Below are 15,867 nucleotides of genomic sequence, written 5' to 3' on the forward strand. Positions count from 1 at the left end.
ACCCGCTCAGATGCCGCGCCGCACCAGACCCCGGAAAACGTCATCAAGAGTGCCTGTATGAAGCGCGCATATGTCGGGCTCTCGCGAGAACGGTGGAGCTTCGGGCCGTTAGAGTGTCGAAGTTGCCATTTTTTCGAGCCGACCAATGATCACTGTCACCTCCGTCGAGGCACAAGGCAAACTCGGAGAGCTTCTTGACAATGCGCAACGCGAGCCGGTCGTCATCACGCGCGACGGGTGCCCCGCTGCGTACCTCATTTCTCCGCAGCAAATGAAGGAGCTTCAAGAGGGGCGTGCAAACGCCGAGCACAGCAAACCATACAGCTGGACAGCAGCCAACGTTCAGACTTGGAACGACTTTGACGCTCGATTCGGCGCGTTCGCAGACGAGCACTCGCTGCTCTGAATGCATGACGCCAGTCGCCCTACGTCGCAACAAGGGCAGTCAGAAAGACCGCATCCCTTTGCAGTCGCGATTCAGTCCGCGCGATGCAATGCCCGTAGCAGGCGCATGTGATCGGGCGAAACTTGGTGAAAGGCAGGCCGAACCGGCATCCAACGATGCGCGCCGCGCTGCAGGAAGACGGCGCCCCGCTGGATCTGAAAACCATATAGGCAGCCTGCCTACGCACGGTTCCAACCACCTCCCAGCGCCTTGTAGAGATTGACGAGGTTCACCGCATCCTTGAGCTGAAGCTCGATCAGTTGCTGCTGCTCGGCGTACAGCTCGCGCTGCGCGTCCTGGCTGGAGAAATAGTCTTCGAGGCCGCTGCGAAAGCGTGCCTGCGAGATGCGCGCGACGTTCTCCAGCGACTGCACGCGCAGCTGCTGCGCCTCCAGCTGCGGGCGCAGATGGTCGCTGGCGATCAGGGCGTTGGCGGTTTCTCGGAGCGCTACCTGGGCTGCGGATTCGTACGAGGCCATCGCCGCGGCGAGCTTCTCTTCGTTGCTCGTGATATTGGCTGAGCGGCGCCCCCAGTCGAACAGCGGCAGCGACACGCCCAGCACGCCGGCCCAGCTCCTGTTGCCGCTGCTGAGCAGCGTGCTCAGCTCGTTGCTCACGCCGCCCGTCAGCGCGGTCAGCGAGATGGTCGGCAGCATGGCTGCCTTGGCCGCGCCGATGCCGGCATTGGCGGCTTCGACACGCGCCTGGGCGGCCAGCAGGTCGGGCCGGCGCTGCAACAGGCTGGAGGGCAGCCCCGCCGCCACCTGCTCGGTGGAGCGTTCGGGCCAGGGCCGCGCGGAACCCGTGTCCTGCGGCACGGGCTGGCCGACCAGCACGTTGAGCCCCTGCAGATCCTGGGCGACGCGCATGCGGTACTCCTCCTGCCGCACGCGTGCGTTCTGCAGCAGCGACTGCACGCGGTACACGTCGAGCTGCGCTGCGCCGCCCACGGCCTTGGCGCGGCCGATCGTGTCTGCGTTGGCCGAGAGCGAGGCGACGTTGGCGTCGGCCAGTGCGAGCAGTGCGCGATCGGCGCGCAGCGCGAGGTACGCGTTGGCGACCTCGCCTACCAGATTCATGCGGGCGGCCGCATAGTCCATGTTGCCGGCCTCCGCGAGGGCGCCGCTTTGCTGCGCGGAGCTCCGCTGGCGCCCGAAGAAGTCGAGCTCGTACGACATCACGCCGGCCTGGATGTCGAAGCTATTCGAGACGCGGCCATCGGACGGAACGTTGCCCACCGGGCTGAGCGAGCCCTGCGGCGTGGTCTGCGCGCGCTGGGCGTTGCCGGAGAGGCCCAGCTGCGGGAACAACGACGCGCGGCTTCCCGCGTAGACCGCGCGCGCCTCGCGTGCACGCGCTGCATAGACGCGCAGATCCCGGTTCTGGCGCAGGGCCGTGTCGATCAGGCCGCGCAGTTCTTCGTCCTGCACGAAGCCGCGCCAATCGGCGGGCTGCGCCGTCGCCACCGTCGCGCCGGCGGGCCAGCTCGACGGCACGGCCAGATCGGGCTGCTTGAGCGGCGGCGTGAGGTTGCAGCCGCTCGTCGCCAGCAGCACGCACACCGCCAGCACGAGCAGCGACACGCGCAGGAACATGCGCACGAAGCCGGCACCGGGCGAGCCGAAGCCCGCGCTCGCAAGCAGGGCCGAGGCCGCGCCCCAGGGCCGCACCTGCACCGCGACGTGGCTCGGCGATACGTTGAAGACGTGGCTCACCAGCTGCTCGCGCTGTGCCTCGGTGGCGGCGAAGCGCAGCTCCGCGCCGGCTCGCCTGCGGCGCACGATGAAGGCCGGCAGCCATCCCACCGTCTCGACGTGGACCTCCAGCGGCTGCCCCGCGCACAGGCGCCTGAGCACCGCGCCGCCTTCGAGCATGGCGCCGTCCGCCGCGATGTTGACGAAGCGCGAATCGCCCTCCCCTGCGGCCGTGCGCACGCGGGTCGCGGCGGACCAGGGAAAGCGTTCCTCGCCATCCGGCCGGGGCAGGTCGACGCAGGCGATGAGCGCGCCCAAACATAGGACGAGCGCGATGCCGGTCCACACCAAGTTGAGCTCATCGCCCGGCGCGAGCGCCGGCCCGGTCATGATGGCCGTCGCGCCCCCCAGTTGCAGCGCGACGAGCAACCCGCCGAACACGGCGACCAGCTTCCAGTGCACCACCGTTTTCGAGCGGTCCAGGCCCTTGGCCGTAACCTTGAACGGATGCCCGAAAGGCTTGAGCATCGCGCTCAGCAGCGTGCCCGTGACGGCCATCGCGGCGACGAGCTGGCTCACCTCGCTGAACACCGGCAGGCAGCGCCGCTGGCTGATCCAGTAGCTGTAGGCCCAGAACATCACGAGCGGCGGCAGCCCGTAGGCGGCGAAGGCCTGCGGGGTCGCGTGGAAGGCCGACACGTCCGCATACCAGTACAGCGCGGGCGCCAGCATGATCAGCGCCATGAAGGGCTTGCCGAGCCAGTGCAGCAGGCCGTGCAGGAAGTGCAGCCGCGCCGAAAGGCTGTAGCCCTTGCCGCGCAGCGGCCCGTTCGGCAGCAGCGCGAGCTGCACCGTGCCCAGGCACCAGCGGCTGCGCTGGTTGATGTAGTCGATGATGCTCTCGGCCGACAAGCCGTTCGACAGCCGCTCGCCCAGCCAGCGCGTGATGTGGCCGCGCCGCAGCAGCAGGTAGGTGGTGTGGATGTCCTCGCACACGCTGCCCACCGGGAAGCCGCCTGCGGCCGTGATCAGGTCGCGGCGCACAATGAACGAAGTGCCCACACAGAAGGCGGAGTCCACCGCATCCTTCGCGGGCTGCAGCACATCGAAGAACACGCGCTGCTCGTCGACCCAACTGTCGGTGGCGCGCAGGTTGTGCTGGATGGGATCGGCGTTGTAGTAGAACTGCGGCGTCTGCACCAGCCCCACCTTCGGGTCGTCGAAGAGCCCGAGCATGCGGTAGGCGATCTGCCGGCGCGGGGCGAAGTCGGCGTCGAGCACGAGGATGAACGGCGCATTGGTCGTCTGCGCCGACAGCCGCAGGCCGTTGTTGAGATTGCCCGCCTTGGCGTGGCTGTTGTCGGGGCGGCGCGCGTAGTTCACGCCCCTGCGCGCGCAGTAGTCGCGCAGCCAGTCGCGCCGCGTGTCGTCGAGCACCCAGACCTGCAGCCGCGGGTAGTCGATGGCCTGCGCGGCGATGATGGTCTTCTCGAGCACGGCCAGTTCCTCGTTGTAGGTGCAGATGAAGACGTCCAGTGCGGGCACGTCCGCGCCACGCCCGCGCAGCGCAGCCTCGCCCAGATCAGCGAGCCGCCGGTTGTCGCGGCGACGAACCAGCATGTGAATCGACATCAGCGTGTAGACCACGGCCGTCATCTCGAAGAACAGAAACACCCAGGCGAAGAGAGTCTCGAAGCCGAGGTCCGACGGGGGCATGGTGGCCGTGACACGCCAGACGGCGTAGCGCATGAGCAGCAGCGCGGTCAGCGCCCCGAACAGGACGCGGTGACTCGTGCGCTCGACACGACCCCAGGTCATCAGGAGCAGCGCGAGCCCCGCCACGAGGGCGTTGAGCTGGAACTCCGGCGTGGCGATCAGGTGGGACATGATGGAATGGCTCCTGCTGCGGCGGTCTTGCCGGTGAATGGGTTGAAGCCGGTGGCAGCCAGCGCGATCCACGCGGTGGCGCCCAGGTGCGGCCAGTGGTAGTAGAAGAAGTCGGGGCCTGGCGAATCGGGCCCGATGGCCAGTCCGGTCGAGATGCGCGCGCTGGGGGTGGCGTAGTACAGGCCGTTGTCCGCGCGCTGCGATGCGAGCAGCCGCCACAGCGCCTCGGGTGCCGTGCCCCTGCGAGCGACGAGCGTGGCGGCGAACTGTGCGCTGCCCTCGGTCCAGATGCCGTCCGGCTCGCGCGAGAAGCCGTAGCCCTCGCCAAAGCGGTGGTGCTTCTGCGCCCAGTCGAGCGCACCCATCCAGGCGCAGGAGCGATCGGTGGCCGCCAGCAGCGGCCAGAGCTGCGCGTCGAGCCCCGATCCCTCGGTGGAAATGGTGGAGCCGTCTTCCTTCGTGCCGATGTGGAAACGCTGCTGCGCCGGGTTCCACATGCGGCCCACGAAGTCGAGCGCGGTGCGTGCCTGTCGGCGCACGGCCTCGTCCTGAACCCCGCTTGCTGCGGTGCCTCCCGCCCGTGCAGCCCAGGCGGCGGCCACTGCGATGTCGATGTTGTGTTCGGTCGACTTCCAGGTTTGCGGGCGCTGGGCTTCGTCCCAGCCGAACCAGCCGCCGTTGTAGCCGTCGGGATCGTTTTTCGCGCGCGTGCGTTGCTCGACCCAGCCAAGCAGCTTTCTCGCACCCGCCAAATAGGCCGGCGAGGGTTCGGCCTGCGACAGGTTCAGCAGCAGCAGTGCGGCCCAGGCCACATTGCCGGTGGCGGTGCTGACCTGGTAGGCGTCGGCGATCCACTGTTTGCGGCCTTCGTCCCAACGGCCGGGCAGCGTGCCTTTCTCTTCGGTCATCGGACCGGCGCGGTACGCGTTTCGCACGCGACCGTCGGCGACGTGGGGGTCGCGTTCGATCGCGCGCACGACGGCGTCGCCGATGCGCCGGGCGGAGGCTGGGTCGCCACATGCAAGGAGCGCAATGCCGGCCAGAGCGTTGTCGTACGTGTAGGCCGCCCCCACGAGCGCAGGCTCCAGCGGCGGCGAGCCGCGATCGTTGCCGGCCATGCGATAGCTCGGAAGGAACAGCGGGCCGGTGGCCGCGCCCTTCTGCGCATCCTTCACGGCCTGGCGCAGGCCGTCGCAGCTTTGCTGCGCGAGGCGTTGTTGCGCGGCCGTCGCCGTGGCAGTCGCTGTCGCGCTCGTCGTTGCGGCCGTGCCGGACTGTTGCGCGAAGGACGCCGCCGGCGACGCGAGCGCCAGCCACGCAGCCATGCACGGCGCCAGGGTGAGCGTCGATGGAGCGGCTCGCATGGTTGGCACTTTCGCGAAGGACATGCCTTGCCTCAGGAGCGCAGGCTCGCCGTGACGACCTTGCCGGGCGCGCACAGCGTGCTTCCTTCCGTGGCCTTCTGCGCAGCGTCGCCTTCGAAGTCCGCCACGGCATAGATGGAACCTTGCTCCGCGAAGGGGAACGGCACGCTGTAGGTGCTTTGCAGCGCATCGGACACCACCGGCAGCAGCTGCTGAACGCGCGCGGGCATCGCGGGGCCGTTCTGGTCGAGCTTCACGTCGAGCATCGAGCCGATGCTCAGGCGCTTCGCCACCCGCGCGGAAAAGACGGCGACCACGCCGAGACGCCGACAGTCGGTGACGCGCACCAGAGAAGCGCCGGCGGTGACGTAGGCACCTTCCGGTGCCAGCACGGTGTGGACCAGTCCGGGCTGCGCCGCCCTGACTTCGTAGGCGGAGAGTTTCTCCACGCGCTGGCGTTCCTCGTTCTCGAGCGCCGTCACCTGCTTGAGCTGCGAGAGGATGGCGGCACCGTCCTGCTGGGTGCGATTGACGCTGTTGCGCAGCACCTCGCGCCGGCTCTCCAGTGTCTGGAAGATGCTGTTGCCCCCGGCGCCCACGAAGGCGCCCTGCCCCGCGCTGGCCACCGTCTGCGCCTGACCGGCGAACGTCTGCTCGGCCACCGCCGCATTGGCACGCGCCGTGTTCAACTGGGCCTCGGCCGCGTTCATCACCTGTTCGCTGATGGCACCCTGTTCGAGCAGCGCCCTGTTCACGCGCACCTTGTTCTCCTGCTCTTCCACCACGCTGTGGGCGACGTCGCGCTGCCGCTGCGCGATCTGCCACGCGTCCCAGGCCTGCGCGAGCGAGGCCTCGCGATGGACGTTGGCCTCGTGCCCGACGAACTTCAGCTCCTGGCTGTCCGCCTTGTAGTGGTTGCCCAGTTGCGCGAGCTGGCTCTGCAGCGCCAGGCGCTGCGAACTCAGCGTGGTGAGGAGCTCCTGGTTGATGGTCGGGTTGCGTACGGTTGCCACGACGGTCCCCGGCTCGACCGTATCGCGCGCGTGCACCACCATCTGCGTGACCACGCCGTTGATCGGCGACGTGATGAGCCCGACGGGCGCCTGCAGCACGGCCCGGGTGGCCTGCGAGGAAAGCAGCGGCTGGACCAGCGTCGCGATCATCAGCCACAGCACGAAGGCCAGCAGGCCATAGGCTGCCAGCTTGGGCACGAAGGCGCCGCGCTGCCGAAACCGGCCTTGCGAAGCGGAAGGCCCGAGCGACCGTCGGCGCTGGAAAGAAAGACCTGAGCGGAGTTTCGAAGCAGGCATGACCACCTCTCTTTGGGATGGGCGCACGCGGGGCTCGCACCGCCGGCACACGTCCATGGGTTGATGAATTGAGGCACTGATTGGCAATGCGTCTGCGGGGGTCCGATTCGCCGTCGCTGATTTGCTGCAGTGCAATATCAAGGTACGACGGAACTCCGTTCTTGGCTGCGTCGGTGCGAAACAGAGTGTGCAAAGTTCACATTTCGACCACAACGCGAAGCGAGCCAAAGTCCTACAGCACCATGGGAAGAAGCGCACGCGGCGACAAAAGGTTGAACCTTTAGGCAACGCCGTGCGGGCGCAAGTCGTCAGAGGGGACGCTTAGAGTCCGCGAAGCGAATGTGGCGCGAAGCCCAGATGAAGACGGCGAGGGGCAGGCCGATATTCAGTAACGTCAGTGACGGATCGGTCCAAACATGAACGCCTTCTGACGCCCGGCAAGTGCAGTTGAACCTCCTCGAGGTACATGCTGGAGCGCCGGGTTGTGGCGCTGACGATCCGACTCATTGGTTGTCCCGGCAGATGCGCAGCTTCCGGGAAAGGTCACTCGCGCGTGATCTCGGTGCTGGGTGAGCAGCCGATCACGCGCATCGCACTCCCTGGTCGTTCGGCGTCACCGGCCGCCGAACTCATCGGCCCGCAGCTGATCTGCGGAAGGCATCAGCAGATTTTTCTCGTGCCCGAGGTTTTCCATCGCCTCGCGCATGGGAGCTGTGATGGGCGCGGTAGTCGTGGCATCCGGCGCCATTCGGTAGCAGCAGCATGATCTACCGCTTCACCTGATACGGCGCTTCGCGCGACTGGACGAGGGGGTTCGACCTTCGTGGCAGGGCACACGCAAAAGAGCAGGATTTCCTCTTCAGACGGGGCATGCATTTCCAGCACCGCACAGAAGGCGGTATGGACCCGTCCCTTTTTTGAAGCGCGACGGTGCACTTGCCTTGCGTCAGAGACATGTTCAGCGTCGCCCCGGCGCGCATCGGCCCGGCTAACCGGGCGCGCCGCCTGGCCTAGCGGAAGAACAGGGCGATGAGGATGATGATCGGGATCGGTACACCCAGGAAGTACAGCAGAAGTGAGCGCATGGTGATTTCCTTCGGGGATTGGATGCGAGAGCGCTATCGGTCAAAGGTCGCGGCAGCGGCCGCCATAAGTTGCGGCGAAGCTTGCGACGAAGGCGCCGATCAGCAGCGAGACCACCAGCCACAGCGAGGCATAGGCCGATGCCTTGCGCGCCGTGTCGGCGGCCTCCCTGGCCTTGGCCTGCGCGTCCTTCAGCGCAGCCTGGGTCTTCGCAAAGGTGTCGGTCACACGCTTCTCCGCGTCCTGCTGGCTGAGGCCTGTGCGTTGTGCGACCAGCTGTCCAAGGTATCGCGTGTCCTCGGAAGGCAAGGCGCCGGTGCGGATGCCGTTGAGCAGGATGCGGCTGGCTTCGGCATCGGTGGCCATGGGGTTGCCGCTCGGCGTCAGCGGCGGGATCGCGGGCGCCGTGGTGGTGTCGCCCGACGGCGCGCCCGATGCCGAGGTCGCGGCCGAGGTGGAGGCGACGGGCTCGCGGCGGAACAACGAATCGACGAAGTAGCTCACCGGTCCGGTGCTGGCATCCGACCCGCCTTGGGCTCGGGTCGCGTTCGACGCGGAAGCCACTGTCGCGGATGCGGCGGTGGAAGCGGCGCCGCCGAGCACCGTGGCGCCGGCCTGGGTGCCCGCGCCGACGATTGAGCTGACGACGGAAGCCAGCAAAGATGCCGTCAGCAAGGTGGCCATGGCCCACGCGAGAAAGCCGTGCGCCGTGTCGCGGAAGTAGACCTCGTCGGTATGCACGCCGGTCCACTTGGTGCGAAGCCGTCCCGCCAGGTAGCCGCCCATGCCGGAGGCCGCGATCTGCGTGAACGCGAGCCACACGATGGTGGCCATGCCGAGCGTGGCGGCATTGGCGCCCTGGCTGGACCAGGGACTGATGGAAGACATGCCGAGGCCTGTGCCGAGCAGCAAAAGCACGAGGGACAGCGCCGCGGCGCCGGCGGCACCAGCGAAGATCGCCCCCCATGAAACACCGCTGAGGCCGGAGGAATCTTCGGTGACGCCGATCGGTGGCTGGACGCCGTACTGGGCCATGGCTGCTCCTTGTGTTTGTAGTGAAGCCTGGACTTTTCTGCGGGCGTTTCATCCCACTGGTCAGCGGCTTGCGTGTCGTCGGGTAGGTAACGATGCCGTGCGAGGCCGGCTCGTGCAGGTCGTGCTGCAGGCGCCGAGCCGCTGCCGCTCGCTTGCTGGCATGTTCGTTGGCGGAGTGAAGAGATCCAGCGCGGCGCCCGGCTGATTCAGGCGAGCCTGTCGGCAGCGCGCGCGACTGCCGGACCTGCGCGATCTCAGAGGATTCAGCGGATGTCTTGGGGCAGACGCAGCGTGGCTTCAGGGCCCTGCGCCGGTGTCGCCGGCGTTGCGGACAGCAGCTGAAGATCGAATTGGAAAGCTCCTCCGGCGCGCTCTCGCTCCACGGCCAGATGCAGCAGGGCGATGGTGGCGATCATCACCGTGATCGTGAGCAGGAGCCAGAACTCCCCCCGCGGTGGCTGCGGCTGTGGCTGCTGGGTGTCTCGACGATTGCGACTTCTCACTTCTTTCCTCCGGTGGTTGGGCAGTGGAGTCTGCGTTCCGCGGGCTGGTCGGGGCTGTCGGACAAAGTTGGTGTGCGTTGTCTTCCGCTGCCGATAGCTCGGCGCGCAGCCCCTCGACACCCGGCAGTCTGGAGGCGGGATGAGGCCCGACGATCCTGGAGACCTGCCCTGCTCAGGACCGTGGCAGGTACATCGAGGTGGTGGACCGCGACGCGTGGCCCATGTTGTTCTGCACCGCCGCCAGGGGCATCGGCGCACGCCCTTCCCTTCCGCGCAAGGCGTGTGCCCCGTGCGAGTGCCGCAGCCAGTGCGTGCTGGCCTTTCTCAGTTGCGCGGCGTCGGCGGCGTCGAGTTCCTGCGCGGCGCGGGCAAGGAAAGCCTTGATGGCCTGGTACAGGCCCGACGCCGACCACCCGGTCGGGCGCTCGGCCCCCGTGCCGAAGCGCGCCAGCAACGGGACGCTCCGATTGGCGGGCGCATCGACCTGGCGGTCGAAGCCGTGGCGCGCCAGCTCCTCGCCGAGCTCGTCGATCAGTTCCGGTGGCACCGGAACCTCGCGGCGCTCGCCGCGCTTGCCGGTCACGGACAGCAGCCAGGGGCAGCCGTCCGGGGCCGGCTGCCCGGGACGCAGGTCTCCACAGCGCGCTTCGCTGATCTCGGACAGGCGCAGCCCGGTCGCGTAGAGCCAGCGCATGCCCCTGCGCAGGCGGCGGCCGGGCTCGGTGTCCACGTGGCTGCGCAGTTGTCCGTCGACGTGGTCCCACTGCGCGAAGCTCAGCATGCGGTTCGCCCCGAGGCGGCCTTGCGCATCCGGCGGCAGCACCGACTGCGAGAAAGGGTTGCCCGTCACGTAGCCCTGCTCCACCAGGAAGGCGAACAGGCTTCGCAGGATGATCAGCGACTGCCGCATCGCCGCCGGCGTCAGCGCGCCTTCGAGCGGTCGCCACATCGGCGACCAGCGCTGGTGATGACGCGCGCCGCACCATCGGGCGGGCGGCTGCGCGAGAAAGGCCTGGTAGGCCTGCGCGTCCTCGCCGGTGAGGGAGGACAGGGCTTTGCCGTGTTCCAGGACCGACCACAGCAGCAGCCGCTCCGCTTCCTTGCGGTAGGAGCGCTGGGTGGAGGTCATGGGCGCCCGGGGCTCGCCATTCCCCTTCGAAACGAGCCATGCGCCGATGGCTTCGTGGTCGTCTGCTGCCACCAGATTGCAGAGCTCACGTGGGGCCCGGCAGGCGCCCTCCCGGCCATTCAGGTTCGCGGGCAGCACGAACTTCTCGTAGGGCACCAGCGCGGTCGCGGACGGAACCACCGACGCCAGGGTGGATGGGTTCAATTGGGCTCGGGGTGCAGCAGCGTGAGCGTTCACTCGCAGACCCAGCACCTGCTCGTTGGCATGCAGCCAGTCGAGGATGCGTGCCGCCTTGCCCTGCCCCACGCCCTGCACCTCGACCCACCAGCGGGCGCCGCTGTCGTTGATGTGCGCGACCAACTGGGCCAGCGTCGCCAGCCCCGAGCGTTCCAGCCGCTCCGCCAGCGCGGGGTGCAGCCAGGCGGCCACGCTGTCGCCGGGGCGCGGGTCCTGCGCGACCAGGCGCTCCAGCCAGTGCAGCGCCTCCAGTTGGCGCTCGATGACGCGCGCCCGGCGCGAGCCCCCCCCATGCCGGCCTCCGGCCGAGCCGCCGCCTTGCCCGAACGCCGCCTCATAAGCCTCGATCTGCTCGGCCTCGGAGAAATCTTCCAGGCCTTCGGCTTGTGCGAATTCGGCCAGGCTCGGCAACGCCGGCGTCGCGGTGAAGCGTTCGGGATCGAGCAGGATCAGGCGCGCCGTGCCCGGCTTGTGCTCGCGGCGCGCGGCCGCGGCGAAGGCGTCGCGGATCCAGGCGATGGTGCGGCGCACCGTCCGCAGGTCGACATGCTCGCCTTCCAGCCGAAGGTAGCGGTCCCAACTGGCACGCTCGTCGACGCCCTGCGCGAGCGCGCGCATGAAGGCGAAGTGGCCGCGGTGAAGCTTGCGCGGGGAGGTCGGCTTCACAGGGAGGAGGACGCCTCGGATGCTGGCCGGGTCTGCCAGAACTTCCACCAGCGGCGTGGCTCGACCACGGGCGGCGGCAATTCCTGGGCGCGGCTCACGCGGATGCGCTGGCGCCACTCGACCTCCAGCGCATGGGCCACGCCGTAGGCTTGCCGGGCACCGCGCGAGGCGCGGGCGCGCCACTCGATGGCCAGGCGCTCGAGTTCGTCGTCTTCCAGGCTGGCGAGTTCCTCTCGGGTCGGAACGGGATGAGAGCTCATCGTGCCAGCTCCTCTGCACAGCTTCCGGCGGCAACCGCGCAGCATGCATGCCCAACGGGGGCCCCTCTCCAGATCCTCGTGCTCACTGCGACCTCCTTTGCATGACCTTTTCCTGAATGCTACCTGCCGCGCTGAACCGCGGACGCTCCGGATCATCGCTCGCTCCCCTTCTTGGCTTTGTAGGCGGATAGGCGAAGCGATGGCGACTCACATAATCATCAATGATAATTTGTGTTGTTCTTGCTGGCAATCTCGACAGGTCACTACCGGAGATGGGGCTAACTTGTTGATTCGCTTGGATATTTTCACGGGGCTTGTCAGTGATGGACACGCCGACGTGCGGACGAATGTGCCATCTACTGAGCATCGAGGTTCACTTTGTGCTGCAAGTGGTTGCCGTAGCAGCGTATTTGGGTTCAAGGCCACGCCGCTACTTGGCGGAGGTTTTGCCGTACGAAGTTGGAGGGGTAGTAAAGATGCGGGGTTGCTTACTGGGCGAGTCCGACGACACCAAATGCAGCTCAGGTGAGCGAGCCGGTCTTCGGGGCCCTCTTCGCCTCAAGAACAATCCCGCTGCCACGTGCCTTAGATCTCGATCTTTCCACGGCACGTGTTGCAGGCGCAATGCGAGAACGACGCAGTGCCCAGGCCAAGCGACGGCGCAGCATTAACTCCCCACCTCGCCGATTTGAAATGTGTGGTTATTTGGGATTTAGGAATTCGCTGAGAAGTGGGCGCAAACATACCGAACGACGCCACCGGGCGAGCCAGCTTCGGAGGTTTTGCGCTATTGGTCCGGAGCTGGTCGGCCGTGATTTATGTTCCGAACCGGGAAGCCGTGCTCTATCCACGGTGCATGCAGATCTTCACGTCACGCGGCCCCACCTGAAGCGGCATGTTGAGCTCGCAGCTTGAGTTCGTGTGCTTTTCCAGAACCAGTGCTTTCATGTCTCGGAGTCCGTCGATCGATGTTGTCGGCACAGCGCGGATGGGATGAACTCGGAGATATTGCGATCGCCTTGATCGAGGTTCATTGGCACCTGGCTGCTGAGGCATTCGTGGCAGCGGAAGCGCGTTGACGGCTCGACTGGCCAGCGCATCTTTGGCATTGGCGGCACAGCCGGCAAGCATCGCCTCAAGATTAGATGGAGGGGTGCCACGAGTCGTCTGCTCGCATCCCCTCTGCACACAGGAGCCAAAGCCCCCATGTTCCGCCCGATATGCCGTGGATGAGGATGGAGCCCCCCTGGTTGCGCGAATAGGCGCATTCGATTTGCTGGGAGCGTTATCGATGCGGCCAATGGCTGTGCCGGCCTTGCCCGCCCTCGCAGCCGAGCGATTCAGATGAAGAGAGGGCGGCGCCCTTCCCTCTCCTTCTGACATTCAGGCCCCGCTTCGTTTCCCAACGGTGCTCACATGAGGCGCAATGGCGCCCCGGTCAGCCCAGCAGGCGAACCCGCTGCAGGGTTTCCGCCACGGATCGGACCAATGCATCCGATGCCACTTCAGACATGGCACCAGGCAGCAATGTCAGCGTCACGGTCCCGTCGACGGCGCGCTGGCATGAACCCACCGTCTTGCCATCGCTCTGGATCGCGAGCTTTTCCGGTTTCGCCGCCGCCTCCATGCCGAGCAGGCGTGCCACCACCGCAGCGGGTGCGAGCTTCAGGCCCCGGACCTTCTCGGCGCGCTTCAGGACGCTGCGGCGATCCTTGTCGAGGGCAGCATTGAGTTGCTCCGCATGGCGGTGCTGCACTTCCAACGGGCTGCGGAAGCACTCGAGCACGGCTGACGGCAGCTGAGCCACCATCAGCGCCTTGCGCACCCAGGTGTGGCTGCGCCCCACTTTTTCAGCAAGCTGGCGCTGGGTCGGGAACAGCTGCTCGTCGAGCGCGCGCTGGTACATCACGCCCTGCTCGTACGCCGACAGGTCCGTGCGCTCGCGGTTCTCACGGTCCATGGCCGTGAACAGCTCGATGTCACCAAGCTCGTCGACCCAGATCGCCGCCAGTACAGGAATGCCGAGATCCAGGCATGCGCGATGGCGCCGATGACCGAACACCAGCTCGTACTGGCCTGGCTCGTTCGGCACGGCACGCACCAGGATCGGCTGCACGTTGCCGCCCGCCTGTTCGATGTCGGCCTTCAGCGCGGCGAACGCCGCTGTCTCAAACGAGGCTGGATGGCGGTTCGCCCATCGCGATGCACGGATGGTCTTGGGGTCGAGCTTGCGCGTCGGCGTCGATCCGTCATGCTGCTGGAGGCGCTCGCGCAAGGCCGCAAGTTCCCCTTCCACCGCCTGCATCTGGCCGCGGAATGCCAGCATCTGGCCCGGCCCCGTGCGTGGTGCCATCGCTCCGGTCTGGGCCGGTGGAAACCTGGTTTCCATGGGTGCAGCTGTTGCCGCACCTGGAAAGACCGGCGCCACCGCAACCGGGGCCGCGGGCGCCGCCGATGCAGGCGCCGGTTCGGGAATCGACAATCCCGCGGTCAGGGCTTCGAGGCGTTTGCGGGTACTAGCCATTGGAATCTCCTTGGCGGTGGAAACCAGGTTTCCAGGTACCGCGCACCGCGCGCCCCTGGCTGGGTGCGGGCGGGCGAGCCGCCGGCACTGAATGGACTGGAAGGCTGGGTTCCAGCTGGCTGGTCAGGATTGATGCCTGCCCATGGAAACCCGGTTTCCACATGCGCATCGCTGTCGACAGGCACTGGTAGATAGCTGTCGCGCCGCCGAGATGTTGCCGCCTGACCATCCAACGGGTTCCGGTCTGAATCGCTACACGACGGGCAAGACATGCGAGGCTGGAAACCTGGTTTCCACGCTGCGCCCGCAACCTCGTGAATTGATGGGTGGCCTGCCTCATTGCACCTGTGCCTTGTCTGCCCAGCTGCTCACCACGGACTGCTCGACCAGATCGACGAACGCGTCATAGGCGTCCGACGCGCGCTTGTAGGTCTTGGCAGCGCCTTCGTATTTCTGGACGTCATAGACGGTCGCAAACTCCGCCGCCTTGTTGCTCGTCACGCTGGTCTTCGGGATTTCGACGGGCAGCGTGTACTCGCCGTACGTCGCCTGGATCCACTGCCGCACCGCCGGCGTGGCGGGATCGCTCGGATCGACGCGGCTGAGCAGCACGTGCAGGAAATCGAAGGCCTTGCCGGCCATGTCGCCGCCTTGCGCATCGAGGTTCGCGCCCAGGTCCGCCAGCAGTGACCAGAACTGCGCCGAGGAAGCGAAGTCCAGTCCGGACGGCGGCACCGGCACAACGATCCCGTTGGCAGCCCATAGCGCATTGATGGTCACATAAGACAGGGAAGGAGGCGTGTCGATGATGATCACGTCGTAGAGATCGCGCACGCTCTCCAGGCCCGCGTTGAGCACGTCCCAGAACCGCGCACCCGGTTCCTGCATCTGCCGCGCGGGCAGCGCGAATTCGGCCGAGAAAAGGAAGGGGGCCGCAGCCACCAGGTCCAGCCCGTCCCAATAGGTCGAGCGGATCGCATAACGGATGTCGGACTGGCTGCCGTCGCAAAGCGGGGCAATGGTCATGTCCTCGCTGATCTCAGCCTCTGGCAGCAGACCGTGCAGGGTCGTGAGCGAGCCCTGCGGATCGGTGTCGATCGCCAGCACCCGGTGACCGCGCAGGCTCAGGCCCTGTGCCAGCACCATGGCGGTCGTCGTCTTGGCGACGCCGCCCTTGAAGTTACCCACCGCAATCGTGAATGCCTTCTTGCCCGCGGGTCGCATCTTGTCCGCGCGGTACGTGCGGGTCCAGGCGCGGAGCTCGCTGAGCTCGAAGTTGCGCTTGCCGCCAGCGGGCGTCAGCCGGCCACTGGGCAGATCCTCCTTGGTGATGCGGTAGGCCACATGTGCCTTGTCGACGCCGCACAGGGCCGCCAACTGGGCAGTGGAATACACCGGCGCAACCTTGCGCGCCTCGGGTGCCAGCAAGCGCCCACGGATCTGCTCGACCATGGAGCCTGCGCGGACAGCCAACGCCGCGATGCGCGGCATATCGATGCGCGCGCGCTCGGGAGATGCAGCGACGGTGGAAGAGGGGGAGGGTGTGGAAACCTGGTTTCCAACCCCGGCGGGGACGGGCAATGCCATGAAGAACAGCCTTATTCGACAGAATTTAGCCATTCTATGGGATTCTGTCGAATGAACAAGAACTGCCGATACAGGCACCCCGAGCCGTACTCCGATTGTGAGAACGTTTGGGGACCGAGGTGAGATCGATTGGGATTGTCCTC

At 66.9% G+C, this 15,867-nt stretch carries 11 protein-coding genes; 1 reads left to right on the forward strand and 10 read right to left on the reverse strand.

The features are described 5' to 3' along the window. Positions 1 to 145: 145 nt before the first annotated feature. On the forward strand, positions 146 to 406 hold the full coding sequence (locus ACTJLF_RS19670) for a type II toxin-antitoxin system Phd/YefM family antitoxin (RefSeq protein WP_126186065.1): 261 nt from the start codon (positions 146 to 148) through the stop codon (positions 404 to 406). Positions 407 to 624: 218 nt separating this feature from the next. Here ACTJLF_RS19670 and ACTJLF_RS19675 read toward each other — a convergent pair whose 3' ends face one another. The 10 genes from ACTJLF_RS19675 to ACTJLF_RS19720 form a co-directional block, all read right to left on the reverse strand. Beyond that, a complete protein-coding gene (locus tag ACTJLF_RS19675; RefSeq protein ID WP_440883761.1) occupies positions 625 to 4,026 on the reverse strand; it encodes an efflux transporter outer membrane subunit in 3,402 nt (1,133 codons plus the stop codon). Beyond that, a complete protein-coding gene (locus ACTJLF_RS19680) occupies positions 4,014 to 5,390 on the reverse strand; it encodes a hypothetical protein (RefSeq protein WP_440883762.1) in 1,377 nt (458 codons plus the stop codon). The genes ACTJLF_RS19675 and ACTJLF_RS19680 overlap by 13 nt, the downstream gene beginning before the upstream one ends. Before the next feature lie 32 nt (positions 5,391 to 5,422). Then, positions 5,423 to 6,601, reverse strand: a complete 1,179-nt coding sequence (locus ACTJLF_RS19685; RefSeq protein ID WP_354327790.1) for an HlyD family efflux transporter periplasmic adaptor subunit — start codon at positions 6,599 to 6,601, stop codon at positions 5,423 to 5,425. Positions 6,602 to 7,825: 1,224 nt separating this feature from the next. Then, entirely contained in the window at positions 7,826 to 8,818 is a 993-nt protein-coding gene (locus ACTJLF_RS19690) for a hypothetical protein (RefSeq protein ID WP_440883763.1), read from the reverse strand. A gap of 263 nt (positions 8,819 to 9,081) precedes the next feature. Beyond that, the gene (locus ACTJLF_RS19695; RefSeq protein ID WP_165924540.1) at positions 9,082 to 9,234 is read right to left on the reverse strand and encodes a hypothetical protein; all 153 of its coding nucleotides are present in this window, start codon (positions 9,232 to 9,234) and stop codon (positions 9,082 to 9,084) included. A gap of 259 nt (positions 9,235 to 9,493) precedes the next feature. Next, positions 9,494 to 11,353 (reverse strand): phage integrase family protein, encoded by a 1,860-nt coding sequence (locus ACTJLF_RS19700; protein ID WP_440883764.1) that lies wholly within the window; start codon positions 11,351 to 11,353, stop codon positions 9,494 to 9,496. Beyond that, the gene (locus ACTJLF_RS19705; RefSeq protein ID WP_019657403.1) at positions 11,350 to 11,613 is read right to left on the reverse strand and encodes a hypothetical protein; all 264 of its coding nucleotides are present in this window, start codon (positions 11,611 to 11,613) and stop codon (positions 11,350 to 11,352) included. Before ACTJLF_RS19705 ends, ACTJLF_RS19700 begins: the two co-directional genes overlap by 4 nt. Before the next feature lie 82 nt (positions 11,614 to 11,695). Continuing rightward, positions 11,696 to 11,944, reverse strand: coding sequence for a hypothetical protein (locus ACTJLF_RS19710; RefSeq protein ID WP_440883765.1), 249 nt, complete (start codon positions 11,942 to 11,944; stop codon positions 11,696 to 11,698). A 1,107-nt stretch (positions 11,945 to 13,051) separates the two neighbouring features. Next, positions 13,052 to 14,137: a ParB/RepB/Spo0J family partition protein gene (locus ACTJLF_RS19715; RefSeq protein ID WP_440883766.1), complete on the reverse strand. Its 1,086-nt coding sequence runs from the start codon at positions 14,135 to 14,137 to the stop codon at positions 13,052 to 13,054. A gap of 336 nt (positions 14,138 to 14,473) precedes the next feature. After that, a complete protein-coding gene (locus ACTJLF_RS19720) occupies positions 14,474 to 15,724 on the reverse strand; it encodes an AAA family ATPase (protein WP_026346703.1) in 1,251 nt (416 codons plus the stop codon). Between the last annotated feature and the right edge of the window lie 143 nt (positions 15,725 to 15,867).

The organism is Variovorax sp. 22077 (assembly GCF_052044195.1).
GTDB classification, from domain to species: Bacteria; Pseudomonadota; Gammaproteobacteria; order Burkholderiales; family Burkholderiaceae_C; genus Variovorax; species Variovorax atrisoli.

What these genes read in the sequence shown, in the direction of transcription:
- ACTJLF_RS19670 (WP_126186065.1), top strand. Translation starts at nt 146, where the DNA reads ATGATCACTGTCACCTCCGTCGAGGCACAAGGCAAACTCGGAGAGCTT.
- ACTJLF_RS19690 (WP_440883763.1), bottom strand. Translation starts at nt 8,818, where the DNA reads ATGGCCCAGTACGGCGTCCAGCCACCGATCGGCGTCACCGAAGATTCC.
- ACTJLF_RS19675 (WP_440883761.1), bottom strand. Translation starts at nt 4,026, where the DNA reads ATGTCCCACCTGATCGCCACGCCGGAGTTCCAGCTCAACGCCCTCGTG.
- ACTJLF_RS19720 (WP_026346703.1), bottom strand. Translation starts at nt 15,724, where the DNA reads ATGGCATTGCCCGTCCCCGCCGGGGTTGGAAACCAGGTTTCCACACCC.
- ACTJLF_RS19680 (WP_440883762.1), bottom strand. Translation starts at nt 5,390, where the DNA reads ATGCGAGCCGCTCCATCGACGCTCACCCTGGCGCCGTGCATGGCTGCG.
- ACTJLF_RS19705 (WP_019657403.1), bottom strand. Translation starts at nt 11,613, where the DNA reads ATGAGCTCTCATCCCGTTCCGACCCGAGAGGAACTCGCCAGCCTGGAA.
- ACTJLF_RS19715 (WP_440883766.1), bottom strand. Translation starts at nt 14,137, where the DNA reads ATGGCTAGTACCCGCAAACGCCTCGAAGCCCTGACCGCGGGATTGTCG.
- ACTJLF_RS19695 (WP_165924540.1), bottom strand. Translation starts at nt 9,234, where the DNA reads ATGATCGCCACCATCGCCCTGCTGCATCTGGCCGTGGAGCGAGAGCGC.